General features: G+C 61.0%; 20 protein-coding genes. 4 read left to right on the top strand and 16 right to left on the bottom strand.

The genetic code is table 11. The features are described from left to right. Positions 1–137: 137 nt before the first annotated feature. The 8 genes from GIW28_RS01720 to GIW28_RS01685 all read right to left on the bottom strand — a co-directional run bounded on the left by GIW28_RS01720 (position 138) and on the right by GIW28_RS01685 (position 9808). Entirely contained in the window at positions 138–668 is a 531-nt protein-coding gene (locus GIW28_RS01720) for a hypothetical protein (protein ID WP_017139487.1), read from the bottom strand. A gap of 97 nt (positions 669–765) precedes the next feature. Continuing rightward, positions 766–1326 carry a phosphonate degradation HD-domain oxygenase gene (locus GIW28_RS01715; RefSeq protein WP_017139488.1) on the bottom strand — a complete coding sequence of 187 codons (561 nt, stop codon included), beginning with the start codon at positions 1324–1326 and terminating at the stop codon, positions 766–768. Next, entirely contained in the window at positions 1323–2453 is a 1131-nt protein-coding gene (locus tag GIW28_RS01710; protein ID WP_017139489.1) for a TIGR03364 family FAD-dependent oxidoreductase, read from the bottom strand. Before GIW28_RS01710 ends, GIW28_RS01715 begins: the two co-directional genes overlap by 4 nt. A gap of 126 nt (positions 2454–2579) precedes the next feature. Beyond that, positions 2580–3596: a putative 2-aminoethylphosphonate ABC transporter substrate-binding protein gene (locus GIW28_RS01705; protein WP_017139490.1), complete on the bottom strand. Its 1017-nt coding sequence runs from the start codon at positions 3594–3596 to the stop codon at positions 2580–2582. Between the two features lie 22 nt (positions 3597–3618). Further along, entirely contained in the window at positions 3619–5343 is a 1725-nt protein-coding gene (locus tag GIW28_RS01700; RefSeq protein WP_236446421.1) for a putative 2-aminoethylphosphonate ABC transporter permease subunit, read from the bottom strand. 1 nt (position 5344) lies between these two features. Further along, positions 5345–6409 (bottom strand): putative 2-aminoethylphosphonate ABC transporter ATP-binding protein, encoded by a 1065-nt coding sequence (locus tag GIW28_RS01695; RefSeq protein ID WP_017139492.1) that lies wholly within the window; start codon positions 6407–6409, stop codon positions 5345–5347. Between the two features lie 224 nt (positions 6410–6633). Next, positions 6634–7497 (bottom strand): LysR family transcriptional regulator, encoded by an 864-nt coding sequence (locus GIW28_RS01690; protein WP_017139493.1) that lies wholly within the window; start codon positions 7495–7497, stop codon positions 6634–6636. A 16-nt stretch (positions 7498–7513) separates the two neighbouring features. Further along, complete coding sequence (locus GIW28_RS01685) at positions 7514–9808, bottom strand: heavy metal translocating P-type ATPase (protein WP_236446420.1); 2295 nt, start codon at positions 9806–9808, stop codon at positions 7514–7516. Positions 9809–9893: 85 nt separating this feature from the next. On the opposite strand from GIW28_RS01685, the gene cadR reads away from it, so the two are divergent. Further along, positions 9894–10343, top strand: coding sequence for a Cd(II)/Pb(II)-responsive transcriptional regulator (cadR, locus tag GIW28_RS01680; RefSeq protein ID WP_017139495.1), 450 nt, complete (start codon positions 9894–9896; stop codon positions 10341–10343). 141 nt (positions 10344–10484) lie between these two features. Here cadR and GIW28_RS01675 read toward each other — a convergent pair whose 3' ends face one another. Together GIW28_RS01675 and lgt are read right to left on the bottom strand one after the other, a co-directional pair. Next, complete coding sequence (locus tag GIW28_RS01675) at positions 10485–11318, bottom strand: thymidylate synthase (RefSeq protein ID WP_017139496.1); 834 nt, start codon at positions 11316–11318, stop codon at positions 10485–10487. 53 nt (positions 11319–11371) lie between these two features. Then, complete coding sequence (gene lgt / locus GIW28_RS01670) at positions 11372–12184, bottom strand: prolipoprotein diacylglyceryl transferase (RefSeq protein ID WP_017139497.1); 813 nt, start codon at positions 12182–12184, stop codon at positions 11372–11374. Between the two features lie 212 nt (positions 12185–12396). Between lgt and GIW28_RS01665 the strand changes: the two genes are divergently transcribed. Further along, positions 12397–13143: an NRDE family protein gene (locus GIW28_RS01665; RefSeq protein WP_236446419.1), complete on the top strand. Its 747-nt coding sequence runs from the start codon at positions 12397–12399 to the stop codon at positions 13141–13143. A 97-nt stretch (positions 13144–13240) separates the two neighbouring features. On the opposite strand, the gene ptsP is transcribed toward GIW28_RS01665, so the two are convergent. Further along, a complete protein-coding gene (gene ptsP / locus GIW28_RS01660) occupies positions 13241–15520 on the bottom strand; it encodes a phosphoenolpyruvate--protein phosphotransferase (protein WP_017139499.1) in 2280 nt (759 codons plus the stop codon). A 22-nt stretch (positions 15521–15542) separates the two neighbouring features. Continuing rightward, positions 15543–16022 carry an RNA pyrophosphohydrolase gene (locus GIW28_RS01655; RefSeq protein ID WP_003176750.1) on the bottom strand — a complete coding sequence of 160 codons (480 nt, stop codon included), beginning with the start codon at positions 16020–16022 and terminating at the stop codon, positions 15543–15545. Between the two features lie 143 nt (positions 16023–16165). On the opposite strand from GIW28_RS01655, the gene GIW28_RS01650 reads away from it, so the two are divergent. Next, a complete protein-coding gene (locus GIW28_RS01650) occupies positions 16166–16822 on the top strand; it encodes an HAD family hydrolase (protein ID WP_099550314.1) in 657 nt (218 codons plus the stop codon). 102 nt (positions 16823–16924) lie between these two features. On the opposite strand, the gene GIW28_RS01645 is transcribed toward GIW28_RS01650, so the two are convergent. From GIW28_RS01645 to ilvA, 4 genes are read right to left on the bottom strand one after another with little or no spacing between them, the layout of a single operon-like run. Then, positions 16925–17392, bottom strand: a complete 468-nt coding sequence (locus GIW28_RS01645) for a DUF2269 family protein (protein WP_056857660.1) — start codon at positions 17390–17392, stop codon at positions 16925–16927. A 24-nt stretch (positions 17393–17416) separates the two neighbouring features. After that, entirely contained in the window at positions 17417–18670 is a 1254-nt protein-coding gene (locus GIW28_RS01640) for an SDR family oxidoreductase (protein WP_236446418.1), read from the bottom strand. Between the two features lie 4 nt (positions 18671–18674). Continuing rightward, entirely contained in the window at positions 18675–19088 is a 414-nt protein-coding gene (locus GIW28_RS01635; RefSeq protein WP_017139504.1) for a DUF2269 family protein, read from the bottom strand. Positions 19089–19128: 40 nt separating this feature from the next. Then, the gene (gene ilvA, locus GIW28_RS01630) at positions 19129–20643 is read right to left on the bottom strand and encodes a threonine ammonia-lyase, biosynthetic (protein WP_236446429.1); all 1515 of its coding nucleotides are present in this window, start codon (positions 20641–20643) and stop codon (positions 19129–19131) included. 137 nt (positions 20644–20780) lie between these two features. On the opposite strand from ilvA, the gene rpiA reads away from it, so the two are divergent. Continuing rightward, positions 20781–21452, top strand: coding sequence for a ribose-5-phosphate isomerase RpiA (gene rpiA / locus GIW28_RS01625; RefSeq protein ID WP_005792336.1), 672 nt, complete (start codon positions 20781–20783; stop codon positions 21450–21452). Positions 21453–21634: the final 182 nt, after the last annotated feature.

Genomic DNA, 21634 nt, shown 5'->3' with positions numbered 1-21634 from the left:
GCGTTCCATATCAGCGGGGTGTTATCGCAAGGGTGAATAGCGCATGGAGGTTTCCTGAAAAGCTAATTCATGCCTCGTGCGCTCACCAGCGCACACAGTCGATGCCCGCTGTAAGAAGGCTCGACATGTGTCGCCCCTTAACGCCAGTTGAACTTCAGATACAGATTGGCCATTGATTGCAGTGCCTTTAGATCCATGGTGTCGAACAGCTCAAGAGGCAGCGCTTCGTCATCCAGTTGCATTACGCCCATGCCGAGGCTATCGCACGCGGTGACGCTGAACTTCAGCCGCTGTTTTTCAATCATGGGTTTTTCGTTCTGATAGAGATCCAAGCGAACTTCGGCGGGGTCGCCTGCGACGGTGAAACGGCTCACATAAAAGTTGATCGAGCGGTTGGGCATGGGTGGACGGCAGAGCCAATTCACTTTCAATACAGCATTGGCAAAATCCTTGAGTAACGCCCTGTCCCTCTCCCCCGAGACACCATTGCCGTCGATGTCACCGGTGATCTGGTAATCGACCAGGCCATCCGCAGATAAGTCGACAGCTGTGGCCTGGCGCACCAGCTCATCCGGCAGCTTTGGCGTGCGTTGAAAAAACAGAAGGTCCACGGTATCCGCCAAAGCATTAGCACTTTGATCCTTCACGGCAACTCTCAAATAACGCATCTAAATCGCTCCCTTAATCAGAGGGCGTACCTTACAGAGTGCGTGGACATTGACTCCATGCGCTGCGTCCGTGTCATCGGTCGGAATCACGCCATTCTTATGAAGGCAACGTCAGTAGCCGCCGAGCCTTGAACTTTAATACCTCCAAGTCCAGTACAGGCACGTGCATTTGCTTGGCCTGCTCATCCCAATCACGCAGGCGCAGGCTGACCTCGCAAAGCGGATCTTGCTCAAAAGCCCGAGCCTCTTCGGCCGTCATCACACCGCCCTGGTAACCCAGGGTACGGCGGCTGGCTTCACTCAAGCGCGCGCAGTAGTCCGGCTGGCTGAAGGTCAGGTAGCGTTTGGCTTGCACGTGGTACTCCACCAGTTTGGCCATGCGCTCGCTGAAGCCTGCGCGGCGCAAATAGTCCGCACCCAGGCGTTCGTGGCTGACCACGCCATAGCCGCCCATGTTCTCACCGCCCTGCCCGCAGAGATGCCCTATGTCGTGGAAAAACGCCGCCAGCACCACCTCATCGTCGAAGCCTTCGGCCATAGCGAGCTGCGCAGCCTGGGACATATGTTCGATCTGCGACACTGGCTCGCCGATGTAATCGGCCGCGCCGTGCTGTTCGTATAAGCCGAAGACTTCGGCGATTGCCTGTTCCGGATTCATGATGCGTCTCCCCACAATGCTGTGATATTTCGCTCGGCCATCGCCGGGCCAACGCTCATGCCTACGCCGGAGTGCATCAACGCCGCGCTCACGCCCGGCGCCGCAGGCAGGAATGAAAACGGTGCCGGGCCGCGTGAGCCATAGACACCTTGCCAGCGTTCCACTACCTGGATTTTGCAGCCTAACGTTTGCTCAGCCAGTTCGATCAGCCAGTCATCGACTTGCTCGGCATTGAACGGCGATGCGTCGCTGCCGTAGTCATGGGAGTCGCCGATGATCAGCTCGCCCTGCGGTGTCGGACTGATCAGCAAGTGAATGCCGTGCTCTTGCAGGTGGGGCGCTTCACGCAGGATCTGCGCCTGCACTGGCGCAGCTTCCGGCAGGTCGGCAAACGCGCCGTAGTGCACGCAACTAAGGCCCGTGAGCAATGCGTGTTGCAGGTTCAGGTTGAGCGCAGGCCGGGCGCGCAGCATTTGCAGGCGACAGATGCTCGGGTTGAGCCCGGCAATCGACTCCGCCAACAAGGTTTGGTAGTCATGACCGGAGCATACGATGACCTGCTCACCGCGAAAGCTGCCCGCTGTAGTGTGTACTTGACCAGGCTCAACGTCGCGCACCAGCGTGGAGAAATAGAACTGCACCTTCAATTCCTGGGCCAGATAATTGATCAGCGCCGGGATCGCTTCGCGCGAATACAGTTGCTGATCATCCTTGCCATGCAGCGCGGCACGGTGATGACGAAACTGGCCGCCGTACAGGTCTTTCATCGCCGCGCCTTGCAACAGCTCGACGTTGTAGTCGTGTTCTTGCGCCCGGCCAGCGCAGAAGGCTTCCAGCAGATGTTCTTCGGCTTCGGTGCGGGCGAACAGGTAGGAGCCGTTGCGCTTGAGCTGGATACCGGCCACCTGTGCCCAGTGCGCCCAGATATCACGGCTTTCCTGCGCCAGATCAAGCATCGGCCCGGGGGGTTGGCCGGTGACCAGTGCCTGGCCGAAGTTGCGCACGGAGGCGCCCAGCGGTGTGGCGCTGCGCTCGAAGACCTTGACCTTGAGGCCACGTTTGGCGGCGGCGTAGGCGTGGGACAGGCCGAGGATGCCGGCGCCGATGATTAACAGATCGCTACTCATGTGTTCCTCTCGTTCCCACGCTCTGCGTGGGAATGCATCCAGTGACGCTTTGCGTCACGACTTCCAAGAGCGGACGCGGAGCGTCCAGGGCAGCATTCCCACGCGGAGCGTGGGAACGATGATCAGTTACTGCTTCTCGGACTTTCCGTCATAACGCTTGCGCCATTCGGTCAGGATGCTGTCGCGGTTTTTCGAGGCCCAGGCGAAGTCGTTCTTGATCAAGCGTTGTTCGTAATCAGCCGGCAATTCGGTCTGCGGCTTGGCGATACCCGGCTGGGCGAGGACGGCGAAGTTGTCCTTGTACAGCTCCATCGCAGCGGGGCTGGCGGAGAAGTCGGCAAGTTTTTTGGCCGCATCGGCGTGAGCAGTGCCCTTGATCACGGCAGTCGCTTCGATGTCCCAGCCCAAGCCTTCTTTGGGCAAGATAATGTCCAGCGGCGCGCCTTGGCGTTTGAGCTGCACGGCCGGGTACTCAAACGAAATACCAATCGGGAATTCCCCGGAAGCCGCCAGCTTGCACGGCTTGGAGCCGGAGTGAACGTACTGGCCGATGTTCTGGTGCAGGTCGTCCATGTACTGCCAGCCCTGCTTCTCGCCGAAGGTCTGCAGCCAGGCGCTCACATCCAGGAAACCGGTGCCGGACGACGCCGGGTTCGGCATCACGATCTTGCCCTTGTACTCAGGCTTGGTCAGGTCTTGCCAGCTCACCGGCTTGGTCAGGCCTTGTTTCTCGGCTTCGACAGTGTTGAAGCAGATGGTCGCAGCCCACACGTCCATGCCGACCCAGGCCGGTGGGTTGGCGGCGTCACGGTAGTTTTTGCCGATCTTGTCCAAGTCCTTGGGTGCGTAGCTATCCAGCATGCCTTGCTGATCGAGAATCGCCAGGCTGGAGGCAGCCAGCCCCCACACCACATCCGCCTGCGGGCGGGCTTTTTCGGCCAGCAGTTTGGCAGTGATGATGCCGGTGGAGTCTCGCACCCATTTAATATCGATATCCGGGTTGGCTTTTTCGAAGGCCTGTTTGTAGGTCTTCAACTGCTCGGCTTCGAGGGCCGTGTACACCGTCAACTCGGTTTTGGCGGCAAAGGCATTCAGGCTGAATGCGCTGAGTAGAGCAGCGGCCAGGGCCAAGGGCTTGAACATGGAGCACCTCCTTCAGGGACTTTTATTGGCCGGGCGCGGTTTGGCGCCAGGCTTGAGAGCGGCGTAAAGCGCCACGTGAGGCCCACGCCAGCAGCAGCGAGACGCCGGCCGACGTGAACAGGATCAGGGTCGACATGGCCGCAGCGCCGCCCACATTGCCGGCGTCGTCCATGTTCAACACGGCGACGGCGGCGAGGATGGTGTCGGGGCTGTAGAGGAAGATCGCGGCGGACACGGTGGTCATCGCCGACACAAACAGGTAGCGCACGATATCCAGCAGCGCGGGCAGGCAGATCGGCACGGTGACACGCAGATAGTGGCGGTACAGCGGCGCCTTGAGGGACAGCGCAGCGGCTTCGAACTCGGCATCCAACTGGCGCAGCGCGGTGGTTGCGGTCATTTGCGCAGTGGTCAAATAGTGAGCAATGGTGCACACCACCAACAATGTCATGGTGCCGTAGAACACATGCAGCGGGTTGCCGTTGAGGTTGAAGAAGAACACGTAACCCAGGCCCAGCACCAAGCCCGGCACAGCCATCGGCACAAAGCTGAGCATGCGCAGCGCCAGGTTCAGGCCTTTCTGGCCCTTGGTCTTTTCCATCAGGTAGGCGCCGGTGAAGATCAGTACGCTGCCGATCAGCGCGGTGCACAGCGCCATGGTCAGGCTGTTGCGATACGCCAGCCAGCCGCCGCCGGCCGTGTCTTCAAACTGGTAGTGATTGAGCGATAGAGAGAGGTTGTACGGCCAGAACTTCACCAGCGAGGAATACACCGCCATGCCGAACACCAGCAGCAACACGGCGCATATCAACAACACAATCGCCAGGTAGCAGCCATCCCTCAAGCGCGATGGCGCCGGCTGGAACACCTGGGCGCGGCCGCTCATGGCATCGCCATGACGACGGCGCAGCCAGGCGTCCACAGCAAAGCTGAACAGCGCCGGCAGCAACAACACCATGCCGATCAAGGCGCCGCGACCGAACTGTTGCTGGCCGACCACCGCCTTGTAGGCTTCCAGCGCCAACACCTGATAATCGCCACCCACCACCACGGGCACGCCGAAGTCGGTGATGGTCAGGGTGAACACCAGGCAAAACGCCGCGAATACCGCCTGACGCGTGGCCGGCCAGGTAATGCTGCGAAACGCCCGGGCCGGGCTGGCGCCCATGCTGGAGGCGGCATCGAACAGGCGCGCATCCGCCAGGGACAGCGCCGACAGCAGAATCATCAAGGCGTGTGGGAAGGTGTAGATCACTTCACCCAGCACAATGCCCCAGAAGCCGTAGATATTGTCCGAGAGCAAACCACGCAACATGCCCTGGTTGCCGAACAGATAGACCAGCGCAATACCCGGCAACATCGAAGGGGCCATCAATGGCAGCAGTGACAGGCCGCGCCAGATCGGCTTGCCGGGAATCAGCGTGCGTTGCAGTGCGTAGGCAAACAGGTAGGCCAGCGGTACGACGATGGCCGCCACGCTGAGGGAAACTTTCAGGCTATTGCCCAACAACCAATGGAAGTTGGCGCTGGTCACCAGCTCTCGCGCCGCGACCAGGCCGCCGCCCTGCCCGGCTTCGCTGCTGAAGCCGCGCCAGAAGATCGCCAGCAACGGCAACAACACCGCAATGCCCAGCAGGAGTAACCAAAGCAGCTTGCCGCCGACCACAAAGAGGCGGTCGCCAAGCTCAGCGCGGGAAACCTGACGAGCCACGTGGTCGGGTATCGGCAGACTCATATCAGCAGCCATCTCAGGCAAACACCTGCAGGCTGCGCGGCGGCAGAGCCACCCAGATATCCTGCGCGCCCAGGCGCGGCATGGCTTCGGGGGCCAGTTCGGCCAACAGCGGGTGGCCAGGCAATTGCTCCAGCTCAAAGCTCATGCGGCAGCGGTTGCCGAGGAAAGTGATCTCGCGGACCTTGGCCGGGAACAGGTTTTCTTCATGCACCAGCGGGTTGACGCTGATGGCTTCCGGGCGGCAGAACAAGCGGCCGGACTTGGCTTTGCTGGCGCTGTCATCCAGGCGCATGTGCAGGCCGCCGACTTGGGCATGACTGTCGCTGCTGCGGCTGAACGGCAGCCAGTTGCCCTGGCCGACAAATTCCGCCACAAACGGCGTGGCCGGGCGGTCGTAGATTTCCTGGGGCGTGGCGTACTGCTCGACCTTGCCGTTGTTCATCACGGCAATTCGGTCGGCCATCAGCATGGCCTCGTCCTGGTTGTGGGTGACCATCAGCGTGGTGATGCCCAGGCGCCGTTGCAATTGGCGCAGCTCGGTACACAGATGCTCACGCACGCGGGCGTCGAGGGCCGACATGGGTTCATCCAGCAGCAGCAATGACGGCGCCGGTGCCAGGGCGCGAGCCAAGGCGACGCGCTGTTGTTGGCCGCCGGAGAGTTGGCCGGGGTACTTTTTTTCGCTGCCGACCAGGCCAACCAGTTCGAGCATCTGCCCGACGCGCTTGCGCACTTCGTCGCGACCACTGCCGGTGAGGCCGTAGCCGATGTTCGCTTCGACGGTCAGGTTGGGAAACAGCGCGTAAGACTGGAACAGAATGCCGTAGTCCCGCGCCTGCGGCGGCAGCAAGGAAACATCGCGGTTGCCCAGGTAAAGCTCCCCGCTGTCCTGGCGCTCCAGGCCGGCGATACAGCGCAGCAAGGTGGTTTTGCCGCAGCCGGACGGGCCTAGCAGGCACACCAGCTCGCCGGCCGCGACCTCCAGGGACACGTTGTCCAGCGCGGTGAATGCGCCGAAGCGTTTCTGGATACCGCGCACCTTCATTGGCGCACCGGGTTGGGTCAGGGCTGTGTTCATGCAAGGCACCTCATCAAACTGATGAAGGCCATGCTAGGCGGGCAATGCGTCCCTCTTGTGGCAGAAAGGCAAAAGGCAGTGATAGTGGTATTGGTGGATTTGGGTGTAAGGCGATCGTTCCCACGCTCTGCGTGGGAATGCATCTTGTGACGCTCCGCGTCACGACATTCAAGCGCAGACGCGGAGCGTCCAGGGCGGCATTCCCACGCGGAGCGTGGGAACGATCAGAGCGGCGACATTTCCTGCGCCAACCCCAGAAACGCCGCCGGCAACCGCGCGCCTTTGCGCTCTTTGAGGCAGTACAAATACTCGGGAATCTGCGGTGCATTCTCGATGGTCAGCACCCGCAGTTGTGGGTCATGGGGCACTTCCTGGCGGGCAATGATGCTGATGCCGATGTTGCGCAGCACCGCCTCGCGAATCGACTCACGGCTGCCGATTTCCAGTAACGGCCCGTAACTCACGCCGGCGCCCTGCAACATCTCTTCAGTCAGCCGCCGCGTGGTAGAGCCGGCTTCGCGCATCAGCAGCGTATGCCCGGCCAGCGCACTCAGTGGCACATGTTCAAGCTTGGCCAGGGGATGATTGCGATGCACCGCCAGTACCAGCGGGTCGGTGCCCAGCACGCGGCGGATCAGGCGTGGGTCTTCGAGCAGTTGCGAGGAGGCCGCGACATCGACGCGGTAATCGTCCAGTGCTTCGAGCACTTGTTGGGAATTGCCGATTTCCACCGAGACGTCCACATGGGGCAGGCGTTCGCGAAAGGCTTTGACCAGATCGAGGATGTAATACGGCGCCGTGGCGGCAATCCTCAAAGCGCCCTGGACCTGGCCAGTATTGCGCAGGAAAAACTCGATATCGGCCTCTTGCTGCAACAGCGCCTTGACCATCGGCAGCAGGCGCGCGCCGTCGTCACTGACGGTGAGGCGCCGCCCGCCGCGGTAGAACAGTTCAACGCCGTATTGGCTTTCCAGGTTGCGAATCTGGGTGGTGACGGTGGGCTGGCTCAAGCCGAGTTTTTTCGCCGCCTGGGTAATGCTGCCCAGGCGGGCGACCATAAAAAACGCCTTTAACTCAGCACTCAGCACACCGCCCTCTCATCCTCTATTTGCGCAACAGGCGCAGACCGTTGAATACCACCAGCAGGCTCACGCCCATGTCCGCGAACACCGCCATCCACATGGTCGCCATGCCCAGGAAGGTGACTGCCAGGAAGATCGCCTTGATCACCAACGCCAGGGCGATGTTCTGCTTGAGGATACTCGACGTTTGCCGCGACAGACGAATGAATGCCGGAATCTTGCGCAGATCATCGTCCATCAGCGCCACGTCGGCAGTCTCGATTGCCGTGTCAGTGCCGGCGGCGGCCATGGCAAAGCCGATTTCGGCGCGGGCCAGGGCCGGGGCGTCGTTGATGCCGTCGCCGACCATGCCTACCCGGCGGCCTTGGCCGTAGAGGGTTTCAATGGCTTGCAGCTTGTCGGTGGGCAACAGATCGCCCTGGGCCTGATCAATGCCAACCTGCGCCGCAATCGCCTGGGCGGTGTGGGTGTTGTCGCCGGTGAGCATCAGGGTCTTGATGCCCAGCGCGTGCAGTTGCTGGATGGCTTCGCGGCTGCTGTCTTTTACCGTGTCAGCCACGGCGAACAACGCCAGCGGGCCGGACTTGTCGAGCAGCAGCACCACTGACTTGCCTTGTTTTTCCAGGGCGAACAGCTTTTCTTCCAGCGCCGGCGAGCACAGGCCCAGGTCTTCCACCAGACGGTGGTTGCCCAAGTGGTAGGTTTCGCCGTTGATGTCGCCACGTACACCGCGACCTGGCAAGGCCTCGAAGTTATCCACAACGTGGCTTGGCAAGTTTTTATCCACAGCTGCCTTGGCGATGGCCAGCGACACCGGGTGGTCGGAGCGCCCGGCCAGGCTGGCCGCCAAGGCGGGTGCGCTGTCTTCGACGTTGGGGAACAGCGCCAGGTAATCGGTTTGCACCGGTTTACCGTGGGTGATGGTGCCGGTCTTGTCGAGGGCCAGGTAGTCGAGCTTGTAACCACCCTCCAGGTACACGCCGCCCTTGATCAGGATGCCTTTGCGCGCCGCAGCCGCCAGGCCGCTGACGATGGTCACCGGGGTGGAAATCACCAGGGCGCATGGGCACGCGACCACCAGCAATACGAGGGCGCGGTAGATCCAGTCGAACCACACGCCGGCCATGAACAACGGTGGGATAATCGCCACGCCCAGGGCAAACAGGAAGACTGCCGGGGTGTAGACCTTCGAGAAGCTGTCGACAAAGCGCTGGGTCGGCGCCCGTGCGCCCTGGGCCTGTTCCACCGCGTGAATGATGCGCGCCAGGGTCGAATTGTTGGCCGCTGCGGTGACCTTGTACTCAAGGGAACCGGCCTGGTTGATGGTGCCGGCGAAGACCTTATCGCCTACGGTTTTTTCAATCGGCAGGCTTTCGCCGGTGATCGGCGCCTGATCGATGGTGGATTGGCCGGCAGTAACTTCACCGTCCAGGCCTATGCGTTCGCCGGGTTTTACCCGCACGATCGCGCCCAATTCAATACTTTTTACCTCCTGTTCAAGCCACGAACCATCGGCCTGCTGCACCGTGGCCTGTTCCGGCGTCATTTGCATCAGGCCGCTGATGGCATTACGCGCACGGTCCAGAGACTTGGCTTCGATCAACTCGGCCACCGTAAACAGGAACATCACCATGGCCGCTTCCGGCCACTGGCCGATCAGGATCGCACCAGTTACCGCGATGCTCATCAGCGCGTTGATGTTCAGGTTGAGATTTTTCAGGGCGATCCAGCCCTTTTTATAGGTGGTGAGGCCGCCGCTGAGGATCGATACCAGCGCCACCAGGGCAATCACCCAGGTCGGCGCCACGCCGGTGAAATGCAGCACTTCGGCGCCCAACGCGCCTACGCCGGAAACTGCCAACGGCCACCAATGCTTCTTGGCAGGCGGCGCGGCAGCAGGTGTGCCCTCTTCGATAGGGTCGGCCTGCATGCCGATGGATTTGATCGCCGCGATGATCGGCGCAGTGCTCGGCAGGTCATGGGTGACGCCGAGGATGCGGTTGATCAGGTTGAATTCCAGCTGCTGCACACCGGCAAGCTTGCCCAGTTTGTTCTGGATCAGCGTCTGTTCGGTGGGGCAGTCCATGGCTTCGATGCGGAAAGTGCTCAGGCGCGAGCCGGCCGTCGGCGCTTCGCTGAGCGTAACCACAGCAGGCGCTACCTTGCTGGAACAGCAGGAATCGCCATGGCTGCCATGATCATGCTTTTTGACCGGGGTCAGCGTGGCGCCGTGGTCGTGGCTATGTTCGTGGCTATGGTCATGATCATGGTCGTGCTTGTGATCATGTTTTTTCGGGGTGTGGATGGAATCGCTCATTCTGTCGCGTCCGTAAAGGTGCCTGTTGCCAAGTAAAGACCCTGTAGCCACTATAGGGTCAAGCACCCATTTGGAGATTGCTGCGATGAAGATCGGTGAATTGGCCAAACTGACCGATTGTCAGGTGGAAACCATCCGTTATTACGAAAAAGAAGGCCTGCTGCCGCCCCCGGCGCGCACCGATGCCAATTATCGCGTGTACACCCAGGCGCACACCGAGCGGCTGATCTTTATCCGCAACTGCCGCAGCCTGGACATGACGCTTGAAGAAATCCGCAGCCTGCTGGGGCTGCGCGACAGCCCGCAGGACCAGTGCGAGAGTGTGAATGCGTTGATCGACGAGCATATCCACCATGTGAAAGCGCGGATCGATGGGCTGTTGGCGTTGCAGGCGCAATTGCTCGACCTGCGCCAACGCTGCGGCGGTGGGCCGGATCTGGACCAGTGCGGGATTTTGCAGCGGCTGGAGGTCAGCGGCAGTGTGGCGGCCAGCGAGGCTGAGCCTTCGCATGTGGGCAGAAGCCACGGGCATTAAGGTGCATACAGAACAACTGTGGGAGCTGGCTTGCCTGCGATAGCGGTGGATCAGAGGCATTTGTATCGCCTGACACTTCGCTATCGCAGGCAAGCTAGCTCCCACATAAGCCAGTTGCCACATTTTTAACCGAGACAGGCTTTAGATGGCGACGTCAGCCTTGATGCTCGGATCGGCGTCGTAGCCCACAATCTCGAAATCTTCGAACTTGTAGTCGTAAATCGACGCCGGCTTACGCTTGATTACCAGTTCCGGCAGCTTCTTCGGCGTGCGCGCCAGCTGCGTACGGATCTGTTCCATATGGTTGCTATAGGCATGGGTGTCGCCGGTGGTGACGATGATCTCGTGCGGGATCAGGTCGCATTGCTGGGCCAGCATATGGGTCAGCAACGCCAGCGCGGCGGTGTTGTACGGCAGGCCGAGGAATACGTCGGAGCTGCGGATGTACAACTGCATCGACAGATGGCCGTCATGCACAAACGCCTGGTACAGCAGGTGGCACGGCGGCAGGGCTTGCTTGCCGTTGCGCGCGTTTTCCTGCGGGCTCTTGGTTTCGTCCGGCAGGTATTCGACGTTCCAGCCGTGGAACAGGATGCGACGGCTGTTGGGGTTGTTTTTCAACGTGTCGACCATGTAGTCGATCTGGTTGATGGTGCCACCGTCCTTGGTTGGCCAGGCGGTCCACTGCTCGCCGTACACCGGGCCGAGGTCGCCGTCTTCGGTGGCCCACTCGTCCCAGATTTTCACGCCGTTTTCGTTCAGCCACTTGATGTTGGTATTGCCGCTCAACATCCAGATCAATTCGTTGGCGATGCTTTTGAAATGAAGCTTCTTGGTGGTCAGCAGCGGGAAGCCGTCGGCCAAGTTATGCCGATACTGACGGGCAAACACGGCTTTGGTGCCGGTGCCGGTGCGATCGCCCTTGGTCAATCCATTGGTCACGACGTCGTTCAGTAGTTCGAGATATTGCTTCATGTTTTTACCCGTATCAAAGAAGCCGAGGCTCGCAAAAGCCTCGGCATTCGAATTTAAAGCGCGGCGTTCTTGATGCCTTGCGGGCGATTGTACGCCCACCACAGCAGGCCCAGGCCCGCCAGGATCATCGGCATGCTGAGAATCTGCCCCATGGTCAACCAGCCCCACGCCAGGTAGCCCAGCTGTGCATCCGGCACGCGGACGAACTCGACGATGAAGCGGAAGATCCCGTAGAACAACGCAAACATGCCGGAAACCGCCATGGTTGGGCGTGGCTTGCGCGAGAAGATATAAAGAATCAGGAACAGTGCCACACCTTCCAGAGCGAACTGGTAGAGCTGCGACGGGTGGCGTGGCAGTTGCGCCGGGTCGCTGAAGGGTGGGAACACCATCGCCCACGGCACGTCGCTCGGCTTGCCCCACAACTCGGCGTTGATGAAGTTACCGATACGCCCGGCACCCAGGCCAATCGGCACGAACGGTGCGACGAAGTCCATCAGTTGGAAGAACGACTTGCCGTTGCGGCGGCCGAACCACCATGCGGCAATCATCACGCCGACAAAGCCACCGTGGAACGCCATGCCGCCCTTCCACACTTCGAAAATCAGCGTCGGGTTGGCGATATAGGCCGGAAGATCGTAGAACAGCACATACCCCAGGCGTCCGCCGACGATCACGCCCATCGACATCCAGAACACCATGTCGGAGAGCTTCTCCTTGGTCCAGGTCGGGTCGAAACGGTTCAGGCGCCGGGAAGCCAGCAGCCAGGCACCGCCGATGCCGATCAGGTACATCAACCCGTACCAGTGGATTTGCAGCGGACCGATGGCCACGGCCACCGGGTTGATCTGCGGGTAAGGCAGCATTGCGACTCCTCGTTAAATCATTAGTCATGGCGCACCGGACCATGCCGGTGTGGGATTAAGCCTGCGTTACAGCCGCAATTTCAAATTAAGAAGTTCAGACACGCCCAATAGCCCGGCATGTTAACGGATGGAAGGCGCTCGGCCCAACTTCGATACGATGGATAGCCATCCGCTGTATGGGTAGAGTGAACAAAACACAAAGGGAACGCCTTATGTGCCTGATTGTTTTCGCCTGGCGGCCGGGCCACGCCCAGCCGCTGATCGTCGCGGCCAACCGTGATGAGTTCTACGCCCGCCCCAGCCTGCCGCTGGCTCAGTGGCCGGATGCGCCACATGTCTACGCTGGTCGCGACCAGGAAGCCGGTGGCACCTGGCTTGGGGTGAACGCCGAGGGGCGGTTTGCTGCCCTGACCAATATTCGCGACCCGCACCAGCCGCCTGCACGTAAGTCCCGAGGGGAGTTGGTGGCGCGATTTCTCAGTGGATCGCTGCCAATTGACGAATATTTGGCCGATGTTAACGGCCGTTCGATTGAATACTCCGGTTTTAACCTGCTGGTAGGCACGCGGGATGAGCTGTGGCATTACAACGCCAATGAGACCGAGCCGACGCGGTTGGAGGCTGGGGTTTATGGCCTGTCGAATGCCGGCCTGAATACGCCCTGGCCCAAATTGCTCAAGGCCAGGGCGGCGTTGGGTGAATTGCTGGAGCACCCACAGCCGCAGGCCTTGCTGGAAATCTTGAGCGACCCGCAGACCGCACCATTTGCCGACTTGCCGGACACCGGCGTGGGCTTGGCGACCGAAAGCCTGCTCTCCAGCGTGTTTATCGCCAGCCCCAGTTATGGGACGCGGGCGAGTACGGCGCTGATTGTGAATGCCGATGGGTCGCGGCAGATGGTGGAGCGTAGTTTTGGGCCGTTGGGGGGACGGTTGGGAGAGGTCGAACTGAACATTTGATGGCGCTTGGGCTGCCGTCATCGCAGGCAAGCCAGCTCCCACATGTTGAACTGTGAACACAGTCAAATGTGGGAGCTGGCTTGCCTGCGATAGCGGTCTAGAGGGTTTTTGCAGAAGCCGGGTTGATCATTCGCGTCAGCCCCAGGTTCTTCAGCGCCAGTTGCAGCGAGCTGTGGATAACTTGCGGGTTATCGATGGTCATCAACTCCGCCAGCAAGTCCTTGGCCATGCTCAGTTCAACCTGACGCAGCATCCACTTCACCTTCGGCAAGTTGGTGGCGTTCATCGACAGGCTATCAAAGCCCATTGCCATCAACAGCACCGCTGCCGCCGGGTCGCCGGCCATTTCACCGCAGATGCTCACCGGCTTGCCTTCGGCATGGGCGTCGCGCACCACATGCTGCAGGGCTTGCAGCACTGCCGGGTGCAGGTAATCGTAGAGGTCGGCCACCCGTGGGTTGTTGCGGTCCACGGCCAGCAGGTACTGGGTCAGGTCGTTGGAGCCGACCGAGAGGAAGTCCACTTGCCGCGCCAGTTCTTTGGCCTGGTACACCGCCGCCGGAATTTCGATCATCACGCCAATCGGTGGCATCGGCACGTCGGCGCCTTCGTCGCGTACTTCGCCCCAGGCGCGGTGGATCAGGTGCAGCGCTTCTTCCAGCTCGTGCGTGCCGGAGATCATCGGCAGCAGGATACGCAGGTTGTTCAGGCCTTCGCTGGCCTTGAGCATGGCGCGGGTCTGGACCAGGAAAATTTCAGGATGGTCGAGGGTTACACGAATACCGCGCCAGCCAAGGAAGGGGTTGTCTTCCTTGATCGGGAAATACGACAGTGACTTGTCGCCGCCGATGTCCAGGCTGCGCATCGTCACCGGCAACGGGTGGAAGGCGGACAGTTGCTCGCGATAAATCGCCAGCTGCTCCTTCTCACTCGGGAAACGTTGGTTGATCATGAACGGCACTTCGGTGCGGTACAGCCCCACGCCTTCAGCGCCACGCTGTTGCGCTCGGGCCACATCGGCCAGCAAGCCGGTGTTGACCAGCAGCGGCACCCGGTGGCCATCGAGGGTGACGCACGGCAGCTCGCGCAGCGAATCGAGGCCCAGCGCCAGTTGTTTCTCTTCTTCCACCACCTCGGCGTATTGCTTGCGCAGCAGCTCGCTGGGGTTGGTAAAGACTTCACCACGATGGCCGTCGACGATCATGTCGATGCCGTCGACCTTGGAATACGGCAGGTCCACCAGGCCCATTACCGTCGGAATACCCATGGCCCGAGCCAGGATCGCGACGTGGGAGTTACCCGAACCCAGTACCGACACCAAACCCACCAACTTGCCCTCTGGCACTTCGCCGAGCATGGTGGCGGTCAGTTCTTCACTGATCAGGATGGTGTTGTCGGGGTAGACCAGGTTGGTGGTGCGGTCTTCCTGCAAGTAGGCCAGCAGACGGCGGCCGAGGTCGCGCACATCCGAGGCGCGCTCACGCAGGTAGGCGTCGTCCATCAGTTCGAAACGGTTGACGTGATCGGTGACCACCTGGCGCAACGCGCCCTGGGCCCACTGGCCGGTCTTGATCACGGTTTTGACTTCGTTACCCAGGGACGCGTCGTCGAGCATCATCTGGTACACGTCGAACAGCGCGCGCTCTTCGGGGCGCAGTTGCGTGGCCAGCTTGGTCGACAGGTTGCGCATGTCGGCGCGCACGCCTTCCAGGGCAGTCTTGAACAGTTTGATTTCAGCGTCGATGTCATCGACGGTTTTGTCCGGCACCACATCCAGGTCGGCTGGCGGCAGCATGACCACGGCCGTACCAACCGCAGCGCCCGGCGAACCTGGCACGCCGACGAACTTGGCTTCCTGGATGCCCTTGCCCTGACGGCCCAAACCACGAATCGAACCCGTCGCCTCAGCGTGGGCAATAACCCCGGCGAGCTGCGCGCTCATGGTCACGAGGAAGGCTTCTTCGCCTTCATCGAACTGGCGGCGTTCTTTTTGCTGGATGACCAACACGCCGACAACGCGGCGGTGGTGAATGATCGGTGCGCCGAGGAACGAGGCGTAGCGCTCTTCGCCGGTTTCGGCAAAGTAGCGATAACGCGGGTGATCGGCCGCGTTTTCAAGGTTCAGGGGTTCTTCACGCGTCCCCACCAGGCCCACCAGACCTTCATTGGGCGCCATGCTGACCTTGCCGATCGAGCGCTTGTTCAAGCCCTCGGTGGCCATCAGCACAAAACGGTTGGTCTCTGGGTCCAGCAGGTAAACCGAGCAGACCTGGCTGCCCATGGCTTCCTTGACGCGCAACACAATAATCCCCAACGCCGCCTTGAGATCCTTGGCGGAGTTAACTTCCTGGACGATCTTGCGCAGCGTATTGAGCATGGCTCGGGGTCGAACTCCGTCGTCAGTCGCGCGCTAAAAGGCGCGGGGCAAGCTCTTTGAGAGCGCGACGATAAACCTCGCGCTTGAATGTCACCACCTGGCCCAACGGGTACCAATAGCTGACCCAGCGCCAGCCATCGAACTCCGGTTTACCGGTCAAATCCATTCGCACCCGCTGCTCGTTGGAGATCAGGCGCAAAAGAAACCATTTTTGCTTCTGGCCGATGCACAGCGGTTGGCTGTGGGTACGCACCAGGCGTTGCGGCAAACGATAGCGCAACCAGCCACGGGTACAGGCCAGAATTTGCACATCTTCGCGCTCAAGGCCGACTTCTTCATTCAACTCACGGTACAAGGCGTCTTCAGGGGTCTCGTCGGGGTTGATTCCGCCTTGAGGAAACTGCCAGGCATCTTGGTTGATTCGGCGAGCCCATAGCACCTGTCCGGCATCATTCGTAAGAATAATCCCGACATTAGGACGGAAACCATCGGGGTCGATCACGGCAACAACCTCGCAAACGCATGTCGCCGCATTGTTCCACAAAGGTTGTTCCAGCGGCAACGAGGCTTCTTACCTTATGTGCACTCTTGTGAAAAGACCGTATTCTGGACGCCTTTTTACAGACTTTTCAGCGAGTAACTGCAATGCGCCTGGCTTTATTCGACTTGGACAACACGCTTCTCGGCGGTGACAGCGATCACGCGTGGGGCGATTACCTCTGTGAGCGTGGGATTCTTGACCCGGTGGCCTACAAAGCCCGTAACGACGAGTTTTACCAGGATTACCTGGCCGGCAAGCTGGATAACGCCGCCTACCTGAACTTCAGCCTGGAAATCCTTGGCCGCACCGAGATGGCCCAGTTGGACGAATGGCACCGCGACTTCATGCGCGACTGCATCGCCCCACTGATGCTGCCGCTCGCCCTGGAACTGCTGGACAAACACCGCGCCGCTGGCGACAAGCTGGTGATCATCACCGCCACCAACCGCTTCGTGACCGCGCCGATCGCCGAGCTGCTGGGGGTTGAAACCCTGATCGCCACTGAATGCGAGATGGAAAACGGCCGATATACCGGGCGCAGCACGGATATCCCGTGCTTCCGTGAAGGCAAAGTGACGCGCTTGAATCGTTGGCTGGAAGAAACCGGGTACAGCCTGGAAGACAGCTACTTCTATAGCGATTCGATGAATGATTTGCCGTTGCTGGAGCAGGTAGCGCATGCGGTGGCGGTGGACCCGGACCCGAATTTGCGTGCCGAAGCCGAGAAGCGTGGCTGGCCGGTGATTACCCTGCGCGGCTGATGACGACATCGCAGGCAAGCCAGCTCCCACACTTTAGATGTATTCACAGATCAAAATGTGGGAGCTGGCTTGCCTGCGATGAAGCCGGCTCGGTCCCAAGCCCTACATCGGCTTGGCCACCATCAAATAGAAAATCACCAGAAACGCCAGAAACGCCGGCCAGCCCAGGCCAAACCACCAGCGCATATAGGTCGCGGCCTTGATCGGCATCGCCGTGCCATCGCGCAGCGCCTGCTCCGCCATCTTGTGCACACGAATCTGCAGCCACACCACCGGCAGCCAGCAGACACCCGCCAGCACATACAACGCGAACGTCCACTGCAACCAGCTCTGCTGCATCGACCAGCCCGCCAAGTACATCAAGCCGATGCCACTCAACGGCTGAAAAACCGCCGTGGTCGTGGTAAATGCCCAATCCGCGAACACCAGGTGTTTGAAGGTGACCGCGATCACTTCCACCTTGCCGCTGCGCCAGGCGCGCAAGGCGTAATACGCCGAGCCCGCACCCAGGCCAAACAGGATGGTCGAGGACAGGATATGCAGGGTTTTCAACAGCAGGTAAGCGTTCATCGGCGGGGCTCGGTCGAAAAAGGTTCAGTCCAGAGAAGGTTCAGTCCAGAGGAGCCAAAGGGTCGCCACCATGAGTACCAGATTTTTGGCGACCGCCGCGTAAGGATCAAACCAGTAATGGGGCAGGACTATGCTGATAATCACGGTATAGCCGCCCATCAACAGTAATTGCAGGATCAGCGCCGACCTGCGCCAGCGCGCAACCAGCAACCCCAGGCCCAACAGGCCATCACACACCGCCCCGGCGATCACGGCCACTGTCGCCCAAGTGCCCTGCACACCGGCCTCGGACATGATGCGCAGGCCCCAGGCGTAACCCGGCCCAACGCAAACCGCCGCCGTCCCCAGCCAGATCAGCACCAATACCGCCAGCATCAGCGGGCGAATGGTGCGCTGGCTGCTTTGGGCCGCCGTGGGCCAGCCTTGCAGGCGTGAGGCTAACGGCGCGGCGGTGTAGCCGCAGACCGACGCCAGCACCTCGGGGTCGGCGACGTTATCCCGCTGAGCCAGGGCAATGCTTTGTGAGTTCAAGGCGCGCCAGCCCAGGCGATCACCCAGCCAGCCGCCCAACCCCAGCAATGGCGCTTGCAGGTATCGGCCTGCGCGCCAGCCTTGAGCGACGCGCAGGTGATCAATGACTTGAGCGAGCCGCATCGGTGCTGGCCCCACCAACGGCAGTACCAATGATTCGGCAGGCCACTGGCGCAACACGGCCAGCACCGCGCCGACCAGGTCGTCGATATGCACCGGCTGCAGTTGAGCGTTGAGGTCCAGCAATGGAATCAGCGGCCAGGGCGACAGCCCCGCCAACCAGGCACTGCTGGCGCCCCCCTCGCCCACCACCAGCGAAGGCCGCAGCACCACGGCGGGTACGCCAAGGCTCAGCAGATAGTCGTCAGCAGCGCCTTTGCTGGCAAGAAATGGCACATCCGATTGCGCTGAGGCGCCGAGGGCAGAGATCTGCAACACTCGCACACCGTGATGGGCGGCCAGATCAAACAGCGCGCGGGCGCCCTGATCCTGGACGCGGCTCAGCTCGGCCGCATCCACGCTCAACAACCCCGCCGCATTGATGACTAAATCGACCGACTCAGGAAACACCCAGCAACCTGGGTCGGCAGCCAACCGGCCCAAATCCAGCGCCTGCCATTGCACCCCTGGCCAGCCCTGACTTCGAGGCTTGCGACACGTCGCGATCACACTGTGCCCAGCCTGCTGCAGGGCGCGCAGCAAGTGGCCACCGACAAAGCCGGTGGCGCCGACAAGCAAAATATTCATACGGTTAAACCGGCTTGGCACCCATCAACCCGGCAATCGCCACAAACCCCACCAGGCTGACCACCGCCAGCACCAGGGTGAAATTCAGGCTACCGCCCTCGCCCTTACGCAGGCGATTAAGCCGCGCCACCAGCCAGAACCACGCCAGTGCGGCCACGGTGTAGAGAATGCTGGAACCCAAAATCCAGGTTTGCCCCAGCGGCCAGCCAAGCAGATGCACCAGCCACCAGCCGGTGAACGGCATGCTGACCACGCAAACCCCCATCAGCAACCACACGAACGCCCACGGGCGCTGCACGGTAACCGCCGGGCCGGCGCTGCGTTTGCGCCAGGCCAGTACCGCCAGCCCGAGGCCGCTGAGCAACAGCAACACGGTGGCGGTGATGTGAATAACCTTGAGGGTGGTCAGCGTTTCCATGGTCTTGATTCCTTAAAGGCCGCCCAGTCAGCGTAGTCGCTCAACCGAGGAACAGCTGGTAAGCCGGGTTTTCGCTTTCATCCCAATACGGGTAGCCGATTTCTGCCAATGCGGCCGGCACCAGGTGGCGCTCGTCTGTCGGCACTTGCAGGCCTGCGACCACACGGCCGTCGGCTGCGCCGTGGTTGCGATAGTGGAACATCGAGATGTTCCAGCGCCCGCCTAATTTGTTAAGAAAGTTGAACAGCGCGCCCGGACGCTCGGGGAATTCGAAGCGAAACACCAGCTCGTCGCTGACTTTGGCTGCATGGCCACCCACCATATGGCGAATGTGCAACTTGGCCAGCTCGTTTTCGGTCAGGTCCAGCACCGGGAAACCCTGGCTTGTGAGGCTGGTGATCAACGCGCTGCGCGGGTCGTTTTCCGGGTGAGTCTGCACACCCACGAAGATGTGCGCCTCGCGGCCGGAGTGATAGCGGTAGTTGAATTCGGTGATCTGGCGCTTGCCCACGGCCTCGCAGAACGCCTTGAAGCTCCCCGGTTGCTCGGGGATGGTCACGGCGATGATGGCTTCGCGGCCTTCACCCAGCTCGGCGCGCTCGGCCACATGGCGCAGGCGGTCGAAGTTGACGTTGGCGCCGGAGTCGATGGCCACCAGGGTCTGCCCGGTCACGCCACGGGTCTCCACGTATTTCTTGATACCCGCCACGCCCAGCGCGCCCGCAGGCTCGGTGATGGAGCGGGTGTCGTCGTAGATGTCCTTGATGGCCGCGCAGATTTCGTCGGTGCTGACGGTGATCACTTCGTCTACATAGTCTTTGCAGATATCAAAGGTGTGCTGGCCGATCTGCGCCACCGCCACGCCATCAGCAAAGATGCCGACCGTTGGCAGCACCACGCGCTCGCCTGCGGCCATGGCGGCTTGCAGGCAGTTGGAGTCGTCCGGCTCGACGCCGATGATCTTGATTTCCGGGCGCAGGTATTTCACATACGCCGCAATACCGGCGATCAGCCCGCCGCCGCCCACGGGTACAAAAATCGCGTCCAAAGGCCCAGGGTGCTGGCGCAGAATCTCCATCGCCACGGTGCCCTGCCCGGCAATGGTGTGTGGATCATCGTAAGGGTGAATGTAAACGTAGCCTTTTTCGTCGACCAGTTTCAGCGAGTAGGCCAGGGCTTCCGGAAAGGAATCACCGTGCAGCACCACTTTGCCGCCACGCGAGCGCACGCCTTCGACCTTGATCTCCGGCGTGGTCTTGGGCATCACGATGGTGGCTTTCACCCCCAGCACCTTGGCCGCCAGGGCCAGGCCCTGGGCGTGGTTGCCCGCAGAAGCGGTGACCACGCCGCGCGCGCGTTCTTCGGCGCTCAGTTGGGTCAGCTTGTTGTAGGCACCGCGAATCTTGAACGAGAACACCGGCTGCAAGTCTTCACGCTTGAGCCAGACCTTGTTGCCCAGCCGCTCGGAGAGCTGGCGCGCGGTCTGCAAGGGGGTTTCTACGGCAACGTCGTAAACGCGCGAGGTGAGGATCTTTTTGACGTACTGTTCAAGCATCGGAAAGCATCACTGGGCGGGTTGGGCAGGGCCAAGGAGTCTAACCCAGCGTTTAGCCGGGCGACCACACGAATCCCGAGGTTTTGTTGGGTTATACTCGCCGCCCTCGATAATTCCCCGCCCGTTCCGGAGCCCGCATGACCCAGGATCAACTCAAACAGGCAGTGGCCCAGGCCGCCGTCGATTTAATCCTTCCTAAACTCGACGACAAAAGCATCGTCGGTGTCGGCACCGGCTCCACCGCCAACTGCTTTATCGATGCACTGGCCCAGCACAAGGGTGCCTTCGACGGCGCCGTAGCCAGCTCCGAAGCCACCGCCGCGCGCCTCAAGGGCCATGGCATTCCAGTGTATGAGCTCAACACCGTGAGCGACCTGGAGTTCTACGTCGACGGCGCCGATGAAAGCGACGAGCACCTGAACCTGATCAAAGGCGGCGGCGCAGCCCTGACCCGCGAGAAGATCGTTGCGGCCGTGGCCAAGACCTTTATCTGCATCGCCGACGCCAGCAAGCTGGTGCCGGTGCTCGGCGCCTTCCCGCTGCCGGTGGAAGTTATCCCCATGGCCCGCAGCCACGTGGCCCGCGAGCTGGTGAAACTGGGCGGCGACCCGGTGTACCGCGAAGGCGTGCTGACCGACAACGGCAATATCATCATTGATGTGTTCAACATGCAGATCACCAACCCGGTGGAGCTGGAGACGCAGATCAATGCGATCGTTGGCGTGGTGACCAATGGCCTGTTCGCGGCGCGCCCGGCGGATGTGTTGCTGCTGGGTACTTCCGAAGGCGTGAAAACCCTCAAGGCCTAAAACTCACGGCCTGGCTTTATGTGGGAGCTGGCTTGCCTGCAATAGCATCACCTCGGTCTGACTTAAAGACCGAGGCGTCTGCATCGCGGGCAAGCCCGGCTCCCACACAAGCCAGCTCCCACAGGAGGCCTCATCGTTTAGAAGATCCGTGTAACAAAACCGCTACTTTTCGCAGCACCCCC

The organism is Pseudomonas sp. PA-5-4B (genome assembly GCF_021606215.1).
GTDB classification, from domain to species: Bacteria; Pseudomonadota; Gammaproteobacteria; order Pseudomonadales; family Pseudomonadaceae; genus Aquipseudomonas; species Aquipseudomonas edaphica.
The sequence above is the reverse complement of the archived record's forward strand: the minus strand, read 5'-3'. Positions and strand labels throughout refer to the sequence as shown.